This window comes from Catellatospora sp. IY07-71, from assembly GCF_018326265.1.
In the GTDB taxonomy this organism is placed as follows: domain Bacteria; phylum Actinomycetota; class Actinomycetes; order Mycobacteriales; family Micromonosporaceae; genus Catellatospora.
This window is the reverse complement of sequence record NZ_AP023360.1, coordinates 5,354,918-5,362,183: the sequence shown is the minus strand read 5'-3', so window position 1 is coordinate 5,362,183 and position 7,266 is coordinate 5,354,918. Positions and strand designations below refer to the sequence as shown.

General features: G+C 71.9%; 12 protein-coding genes. 8 read left to right on the top strand and 4 right to left on the bottom strand.

Annotation, left to right across the window (positions count from 1 at the left end):
- Positions 1-91 precede the first annotated feature (91 nt).
- The 4 genes from CS0771_RS23745 to CS0771_RS23730 are packed head-to-tail and all read left to right on the top strand — an operon-like array spanning position 92 to position 1,482.
- Entirely contained in the window at positions 92-442 is a 351-nt protein-coding gene (locus CS0771_RS23745; RefSeq protein ID WP_212843056.1) for a hypothetical protein, read from the top strand.
- Positions 439-876 (top strand): MerR family transcriptional regulator, encoded by a 438-nt coding sequence (locus CS0771_RS23740; RefSeq protein ID WP_212843055.1) that lies wholly within the window; start codon positions 439-441, stop codon positions 874-876. The genes CS0771_RS23745 and CS0771_RS23740 overlap by 4 nt, the downstream gene beginning before the upstream one ends.
- A complete protein-coding gene (locus tag CS0771_RS23735; RefSeq protein ID WP_212843054.1) occupies positions 873-1,130 on the top strand; it encodes a hypothetical protein in 258 nt (85 codons plus the stop codon). The genes CS0771_RS23740 and CS0771_RS23735 overlap by 4 nt, the downstream gene beginning before the upstream one ends.
- Positions 1,131-1,149: 19 nt before the next feature.
- Entirely contained in the window at positions 1,150-1,482 is a 333-nt protein-coding gene (locus tag CS0771_RS23730) for a YnfA family protein (protein ID WP_212843053.1), read from the top strand.
- A 167-nt stretch (positions 1,483-1,649) separates the two neighbouring features.
- Here the strand turns inward: CS0771_RS23730 and CS0771_RS23725 are convergent, their stop codons facing one another.
- The 4 genes from CS0771_RS23725 to CS0771_RS23710 all read right to left on the bottom strand — a co-directional run bounded on the left by CS0771_RS23725 (position 1,650) and on the right by CS0771_RS23710 (position 3,654).
- A complete protein-coding gene (locus CS0771_RS23725) occupies positions 1,650-2,060 on the bottom strand; it encodes an arsenate reductase ArsC (protein ID WP_212843052.1) in 411 nt (136 codons plus the stop codon).
- Positions 2,061-2,142: 82 nt separating this feature from the next.
- The gene (locus CS0771_RS23720) at positions 2,143-2,889 is read right to left on the bottom strand and encodes an MIP/aquaporin family protein (RefSeq protein WP_212843051.1); all 747 of its coding nucleotides are present in this window, start codon (positions 2,887-2,889) and stop codon (positions 2,143-2,145) included.
- Positions 2,889-3,170 carry a helix-turn-helix transcriptional regulator gene (locus CS0771_RS23715; RefSeq protein WP_244870987.1) on the bottom strand — a complete coding sequence of 94 codons (282 nt, stop codon included), beginning with the start codon at positions 3,168-3,170 and terminating at the stop codon, positions 2,889-2,891. Before CS0771_RS23715 ends, CS0771_RS23720 begins: the two co-directional genes overlap by 1 nt.
- A 124-nt stretch (positions 3,171-3,294) precedes the next feature.
- Positions 3,295-3,654, bottom strand: coding sequence for a metalloregulator ArsR/SmtB family transcription factor (locus CS0771_RS23710; protein ID WP_212843049.1), 360 nt, complete (start codon positions 3,652-3,654; stop codon positions 3,295-3,297).
- A gap of 92 nt (positions 3,655-3,746) precedes the next feature.
- Here CS0771_RS23710 and CS0771_RS23705 point away from each other — a divergent pair, with 92 nt between their 5' ends.
- The 4 genes from CS0771_RS23705 (at position 3,747) to CS0771_RS23690 (ending at position 7,099) form a co-directional block, all read left to right on the top strand.
- Positions 3,747-4,094 (top strand): helix-turn-helix transcriptional regulator, encoded by a 348-nt coding sequence (locus tag CS0771_RS23705; protein WP_212843048.1) that lies wholly within the window; start codon positions 3,747-3,749, stop codon positions 4,092-4,094.
- A 149-nt stretch (positions 4,095-4,243) separates the two neighbouring features.
- Positions 4,244-4,411, top strand: a complete 168-nt coding sequence (locus CS0771_RS23700) for a hypothetical protein (RefSeq protein ID WP_212843047.1) — start codon at positions 4,244-4,246, stop codon at positions 4,409-4,411.
- Between the two features lie 35 nt (positions 4,412-4,446).
- A complete protein-coding gene (locus tag CS0771_RS23695) occupies positions 4,447-5,850 on the top strand; it encodes an FAD-dependent oxidoreductase (RefSeq protein WP_212843046.1) in 1,404 nt (467 codons plus the stop codon).
- Position 5,851: 1 nt separating this feature from the next.
- The gene (locus CS0771_RS23690; protein WP_212843045.1) at positions 5,852-7,099 is read left to right on the top strand and encodes an MFS transporter; all 1,248 of its coding nucleotides are present in this window, start codon (positions 5,852-5,854) and stop codon (positions 7,097-7,099) included.
- The last annotated feature ends 167 nt before the right edge of the window (positions 7,100-7,266 follow it).

The window sequence follows — 7,266 nt, the reverse complement described above, 5'->3', positions numbered from 1 at the left end:
AGTGCCGCTGAGGCACTTCGCGTTCGGCTTCCGACTCGGCCCATTCCGCCGGCTTGCATCCTGTACCAAGGTACAGGCTTACCGTGGGGTCATGGCTGACCAAACCTCACCACCGGCCTGGGTGCCGCAGGCCTGCACCCTGCCCACCGCCGAGCGGCCGTTCCGGCTTGCCGAGTTCGACGCGTTGTTCGCGCGTGCCACCGGGCCTGGCGATCGGGTGACCGACCGGCACCTGCGCCTGCTGCTGTCCGGCGGCCCCGACGTAGCCGCCGAGGTGATCGGCCTGGCCGCCCGGGAGAGCGAGTGCTGCTCGTTCTTCACGTTCACCGTCATCGTCGACGGACCCGGACGGCTGCGGCTGGACATCGAGGTGCCTGCCGTGCACGTCGACGTGCTCGACGCCATCGCCGAGCGCGCGACCGTCGTCGGCGGCGCCAGGTGAACGGTCCGCTGCGCAGCGGCGAGCTGGCCGAGGCGGCCGGGGTCAACCAGCAGACGCTGCGCTACTACGAACGCCGAGGCCTGCTGGCCGAACCGGTGCGCAGCCCCGGCGGCCACCGCCTCTACCCCGCCGAGGCGCTGACCGTCCTGCGGGTGATCAAGACCGCGCAGCGGCTCGGGTTCACCCTCGACGAGGTCGCCGAACTCGTCGACCTCGGCACCCACCGCCACGGCCGCCGCCGCGACGCCGGCCTGCAGAAACGCGCCGCCGACAAGCTGGCCGAGATCGAGACGAAGATCGCCGACCTGCAGACCATAGCCGCCGGCCTGCGCGCGGCCCTGGCCGCCGGCTGCGACGACCTGGCCACCTGCGCCACCACCGACTGCTGCCCCCTGCCCTTCGCCGACCGCGACCGCAAAGGACCCACCCCATGAGCCCGCTTCGCCGCCTGCTGCCCAGCAGCCTCACCGGACTTACCGGCCTGGCCTGCGCCCTTTGCTGCCTCATCCCGCTGCTGCTGGCCGCGGGGCTGCTCGGCGGTGCGGGCTGGGCGGTCCTCGGGCAGATCATGCCCGGCATCGCCCTGGCCCTGGCCGCGGTCACCGGCCTGGCTTGGTGGTGGGCCCACCGCCGCACCCACACCACCGGCTGCGCGGGCGGAGACTGCTCCTGCAGTACCGCCCGGTGAGCGATCTAGGCTTTCCGGCGTGACGATCATCCGCTCCATCATCCTGTTCGCGCTGGCCGCGCTCCTTGAGATCGGCGGGGCGTGGTTGATCTGGCAGGGCTGGCGCGAGCACCGCGGCCTGTGGTGGATCGCCGCCGGGGTGATGGCGCTGGGCGCGTACGGGTTCGTGGCCACGTTCCAGCCCGATGCGAACTTCGGCCGGATCCTGGCCGCCTACGGCGGGGTGTTCGTCGCCGGTTCCCTCGCGTGGGGCATGGTCGTCGACAAGTTCCGGCCCGACCGTTACGACGTCATCGGCGCTGGGATCTGCCTGGCTGGCGTCGCGGTCATCATGTATTCGCCACGCGGTTGAACTCCCGTAGCGGCGCCCACTCTGCTGAGGTTGGTGCGGGGTGGGCCCCGCCAGGCGAGGATCAGTGCGGCGGAGCTCAGCAACGCATTGAAATGCAGGCATGGTGTGCCGCCCGCCGGCCTCGACCGACACGCGGCACGTCCGGTCAGGGACTGCGCTGACGCTGGTCAGGCTTGCGGCAGCAGGTCGTCGACGAGGGCCTGGACGCGGTCGCGGATCTCATCGCGGATCGGGCGAACAGCGTCGATGCCCTGCCCGGCGGGGTCGTCGAGTTTCCAGTCCTCGTGTCGCTGGCCGGGGAAGTACGGGCAGACATCGCCGCAGCCCATGGTGATGACCACGCTGGAGGCCTCCGCGTCCTCGTACGTGAGGATCTTCGGGGTCTGGCCGGTGATGTCGATGCCGACCTCGGCCATCGCCGCCACCGCAACGGGGTTGATCTGGTCGGCGGGCGCGGAGCCGGCGGAGCGGACCTCGACGGCGTCGCCGGCGAGGTGGCGCAGCCAGCCTGCGGCCATCTGCGAGCGGCCGGCATTGTGCACGCACACGAACAGCACGCTGGGCTTCTTGTCGGTCATGCCATATCTCCTGCGTTGAGTTCTTCGATGAGGTGTCGCACTCGGACGTCGAGGTCGTCGCGGATGGCCCGGACGGTGGCCATCAGCGCTGCGCCACGCCCGCGGCCGCGAGTTCGGTCTCGACCGGGACAGGCCCGACGACCGGGACGGGCTTGTGCTGCGGGTAGAGCAGCGCGACCAGGGCGATGCCGACCAGGGCCCCGATGAGCTGCGCGCCGACGAACGCGGGCACCGAGGCCGGGGCGATGCCGGCGAAGGTGTCGGTGAACGCGCGGCCGATGGTCACGGCCGGATTGGCGAAGCTCGTCGAACTGGTGAACCAGTACGCGGCGCCGATGTAAGCGCCGACCGCCGGTGCGGCCAGGGCGCCGCGGCCGGTGCGTACCAGCGCGAAGATCAGCAGCAGGAGGCCGGCAGTGGCGACGGTTTCACCCAGCCACAGGTTGGCGTCGCTGCGGTCCTTGGTCGACATGCCCTGGGTGACGTCGAACATGGCGTTGGCCAGCACGGAGCCGGCGATCGCGCCGAGGGTCTGGACGGCGGTGTAGGCGGCGACGTCGGTGCCGGTCAGGGCGCCGGGTTCGCGGCGGCCGGTCCACCAGGCGGCGATGGTGACCACGGGGTTGAAGTGGGCTCCGGAGACCGGCCCGAGGATGAGAATCAGGACCGTCAGGGCGAACACGGTCGCGGTGGAGTTCTCCAGCAGTTGCAGGCCGATGTCGTTCGGCGACAGCGTGGTGGCCATGATGCCGGAGCCGACGACGGCGGTGACCAGCAGCATGGTGCCGAGGAACTCGGCGAGCAGGCGACGGGGCAGAGTGGTGGGCATCAGCACTCCCGGCGCTGGTCGGCGGCGGCGCGGGCGCGCGCGGCGAGTTCGGTGAGGTGGGCCGCAGCGGCTTCGAGGACGTCGGCGTCGAGGTGGTAGTAGGTGTAGCGGCCGTACGGTTCGGCCTTGACCACTCCCGCGTGGCGCAGCGCGCGCAGGTGGTTGGACACGTTGGGCTGGGTCAGGCCGAGGTCGTCGACGAGATGGCAGGTGCAGGCGGGGCCTGCGGCGAGGATGTCGACGATCGCGGCGCGGGCCGGGTCCGCGAGGAGCCGCACCACCTCCGCCGGAGCATCACTGGAAGCTGATATCACCACGTGGTTATGCAACTGCGCCGCAGGTCAGCTCGTCAACTTGGTGATCATGAACTTTTGGTGACGACCACCCGGCGAGGGCCGGGGCGGGTCAGGCTGTCGGTGCCCCGATGGCGAGCAGCGCTGACAGGGCGGCGAGCTTGGGCCGGTTGGCCCGGTACCAGACCCAGGTGCCGCGGCGGTCGGACTCGACCAGGCCCGCCTCGCGCAGCACCTTCAGGTGGTGCGAGATGGTCGGGCCGGTCAGGTCGAAGGCGGGAGTCAGATCGCAGACGCAGGCCTCTCCCCCGTCGGCGGAGGCGATCATCGACATCAGTTGCAGGCGCACCGGGTCGCCGAGGGCCTTGAACGAGGCGGCCAGGTCGGCGGCGGCCTCGGCGGGCACCGCGGCGGTGGCCAGCGGCGCGCAGCACACCTCGGGTTCGAGAACGGTGAGCGTCTGCTTCGGCATGCCCCTAGGTTGACAGATTTCGAAGCAGGCGGCAACGCAGGTTGTCGCACCTCACTCCACGCACCGCTATTATCGTTCATCGGCGATACACGATGATGTTGGAGGTTGTCATGAATGAGCTTCTGGACCGGCAGGTGGCGCAGCGGTACGCGTCCTGGTTCCGGGCCCTGGCCGACCCGACCCGGGTCCAGATCGCCGAACTGCTGGCCCGCCGCCGCGAGCCGATGAGCGTCGGACAGATCACCGCAGCGGTCGGCATGGCCCAGTCGACGATCTCCCAGCATCTGAAGATCCTGGCCGAGGTCAGGTTCGTGCTCGCCGAGTCGTCGGGCAACGCCAATCTCTACCGGATCAACGAGGCGTGCCTGCAGCGCTTCCCCACCGCCGCCGACGTGGTCATGGGACGGCCGGTCGCCGGCCCCGAGGAGACACCGTGCTGAGCATTCGACCGATGACGGCAGCCGACGCCGACGCCGTGCCGGCGCAGCACCGTGGCGGGCGCCACAACAGGCTGAGTTGACAGATCTCTAAGTAGGCGGCACTCTAAACACGTCGCTTAGAGAAACTTCGAAACAAGGAGCCGATCGTCATGCTCTCCCTGATCCGCCGCATCACCGCCGCCCACACCGCGCACGTCGTGGCCACCACCACCTTCTGTGAGGGCTGCGCCGAGCCGGTGTGCACCACCGCCTGCCGCGCCGAGGCCGCCCGCACCCGCGGCTACGAGCGCGCCGCGCTGGCCACCGTCCGCATCTGACCGCCCGCCCGCGCCTGAGTAAGAGGAGTACGACGATGAGCACGCAGGACACCCTTCCCACCGTGGTGATCGGCGCCGGGCCGGTCGGTCTGGCCGCCGCCGCGCACCTGGCCGAACGCGGCCTGGACTTCCTCGTCCTGGAAGCCGGGACCGGCCCGGCCTCCGCGATGGCCTCCTGGGGCCACGTCCGGGTGTTCAGCCCGTGGCGGTTCAACATCGACACCGCCGCCCGGCGACTGCTCGAAGCCGACGGCTGGATCGCCCCGAACCCCGACGGCCTCCCGCTCGGCGCGCAGATCGTCACCGACTACCTGGAGCCGCTGACCAAGCTGCCCGCCCTGGCCGGACGGGTCCGCTACGGGGCAAAGGTCGTCGCGATCAGCCGCGACGGCCTCGACCGCGTCCGCTCCACCGGCCGCGAGCAGGCCCCGTTCCTGATCCGCCTCGCCGACGGGCAGGAGCTGACCGCGGGGGCGGTCATCGACGCGTCCGGCACCTGGCCCACCCCGAACGTGCTCGGCGGCTCCGGCCTGCCCGCCCACGGCGAACCGGAGGCGGCGGCCTTCATCGACACTGCGCTGCCCGACGTGCTCGGCCGTGACCGCGACCGCTTCGCCGGCAGGCACACCCTCGTCGTCGGCGCCGGGCACTCCGCCGCCAACACCCTGCTCGCCCTCGCCCAGCTCGCCACCGAAGCACCCGGCACGCAGGTGAGCTGGGCGATCCGCACCGGCGCGGCCACCCGCACCTACGGCGGCGGCGACGCCGACGCCCTGCCCGCCCGCGGCGCGCTGGGCACCCGGGTCCGGGCGCTGGTCGAGTCCGGCGCCGTCACTCTGCACTCCGGGTTCTCGGTGCGTTCCATCGCCGTCGACGGCGAGCAGGTGACCGTGACCGCTCGCAGCGGCGCGCTGGTGACCGCCGACCGGATCGTGTCCGCCACCGGCTTCCGCCCCGACCACACCATGGCCGCCGAGCTGCGCCTGGACCTCGACCCGATCATGGGCTCCACCCGCGCCCTCGCGCCGCTGATCGACCCGAACCAGCACTCCTGCGGCACCGTGCCGCCGCATGGCGTCGACGAGCTCACCCAGCCCGAACCCGGCTACTACGCCATCGGCGCGAAGTCCTACGGCCGCGCCCCGACGTTCCTCATGGCCACCGGCTACGAGCAGGCCCGCTCCGTCGTCGCGGCCCTGGCCGGGGACTGGGCCGCCGCCCGCGACGTGCAGCTGGAGCTGCCCGAGACCGGTGTGTGCTCCAGCAGCGCGGCCCTGGGTGCAGACGACGACGCGTCCTGCTGCGGCGCGCCCGAACCGGCGGCACAGGCTGCGGTCTCCCGAGGGCTGGCCACCGGTGTCGCCGGCGGGCTGCTGACCTTGCCTGTCGTCCAGCCCGTCACCGAGGCGAGCAACGGCGGCGGATGCTGCGGCAGCTGACGTGACCGCCGCCGCGAACCGTGCCGCCGCCCCCGCCCGGGGCGGCGGCACGCCCGCAACCGGGCACCGTCTGATCGCCGTGCTGGCCGCGACCGCGACCGTCGGCTACGGAGTGCTGTACTACACGTTCTCCGTCGTCCTGCATCCGATCGCCGCGACCCTGCACACCAGCACCGCAGTGATCACCGGCGCCTACACCGCCAGCGTCCTGGTCGCCGCCGCAGCCGCGATCCCCGTGGGCCGCTATCTCGACCGCCGCAGCGCGCGCGGGCTCATGACCGGCGGCGCCGCACTGGGGTCCCTCGCCCTGGCCGGCCTGTCGCAGGCCACGCAGGTGTGGCAGGTGTACGCGGCGTTCACCCTCATCGGACTGGCCGCGGCCACCAGCCTCTACGAAGCCGCGTTCACCGTCGTCGTGCACCAACTCGGCCCGGACCGCCGCGCCGGCGCGGTGCTGGCCATCACGATCGTCGCCGGGTTCGCCTCCACCATCTTCATCCCCACCACCGGCTGGCTCACCGAACACCACGGCTGGCGTACCGCGCTGCTCGTCCTCGCCGCGCTGCACGCGGCTGTCACCATCACCGGCCACGCCGTCGCGATCCCCGCCGGCGCCCCTGATAAATCTGCGACACACACACCTGGCAGCCCGCACCCGGCCGACGTCCGAACGCTGCTCGACCGCGGATTCTGGCTGCTGACCATCTCATTCGTCACCCACGGCATCGCGACCTCGGCCGTCAGCGTCCACCTCGTCGGCTACCTCACCCACGCGGGCCACCCCGCGACCACCGCCGCCGCAATCGCCGGCATGCTCGGCGCGCTGTCGGTCACCGGCCGCATCGCCACCACCACCCTGGGCCGCCGCCACCCGATCACCACCACGACCGCAGCGGTGTTCGCGCTACAGGCAGCGGCCGCAGCCGCACTACCCCTGCTCGGCGGGACCGTCGCCGGTGCCGTGGCCTGCGTCGCGGTGTTCGGACTCGGATTCGGCGTCGGGACCATCGCCCGCCCCGCGATCATCGTCGACCGCTACGGCACCACCGCCTACGGCGCCATCTCCGGCACCCTCACCGTCCCCATCACCATCGCCAAGGCTGCCGCACCGCTGGCCGTGGCCGGCGCGACCGGGAGCATTCTCATGGCCGCCGTCGCACTGCTATGCCTGACCGCCGCATCAGCCCTGGCCGGCCTGCGGACCGCACCCCGACCGGCCGCTGTCAGCGACCTTACGGCACGCACATGATCAGCTTCGGTGCCAAGCATGGCCACGTACCGGTGCCCTGACACGTGTTCAGCATCACCAGCCGCGTAGCGCTCGCCGCCGCCGCGCTCCTCCTGCTCGGCACCGCCGACCTGCGCCGGCGTCAACTGCGCCGGTCACCGACCCGCGAACCCCACCCCGCTCTGCCC

Coding starts and splice junctions, on each gene's coding strand:
- CS0771_RS23710 (WP_212843049.1), bottom strand. CDS start 3,654: ATGCCGAAGCAGACGCTCACCGTTCTCGAACCCGAGGTGTGCTGCGCG.
- CS0771_RS23725 (WP_212843052.1), bottom strand. CDS start 2,060: ATGACCGACAAGAAGCCCAGCGTGCTGTTCGTGTGCGTGCACAATGCC.
- CS0771_RS23700 (WP_212843047.1), top strand. CDS start 4,244: ATGCTCTCCCTGATCCGCCGCATCACCGCCGCCCACACCGCGCACGTC.
- CS0771_RS23705 (WP_212843048.1), top strand. CDS start 3,747: ATGATGTTGGAGGTTGTCATGAATGAGCTTCTGGACCGGCAGGTGGCG.
- CS0771_RS23720 (WP_212843051.1), bottom strand. CDS start 2,889: ATGCCCACCACTCTGCCCCGTCGCCTGCTCGCCGAGTTCCTCGGCACC.
- CS0771_RS23735 (WP_212843054.1), top strand. CDS start 873: ATGAGCCCGCTTCGCCGCCTGCTGCCCAGCAGCCTCACCGGACTTACC.
- CS0771_RS23745 (WP_212843056.1), top strand. CDS start 92: ATGGCTGACCAAACCTCACCACCGGCCTGGGTGCCGCAGGCCTGCACC.
- CS0771_RS23695 (WP_212843046.1), top strand. CDS start 4,447: ATGAGCACGCAGGACACCCTTCCCACCGTGGTGATCGGCGCCGGGCCG.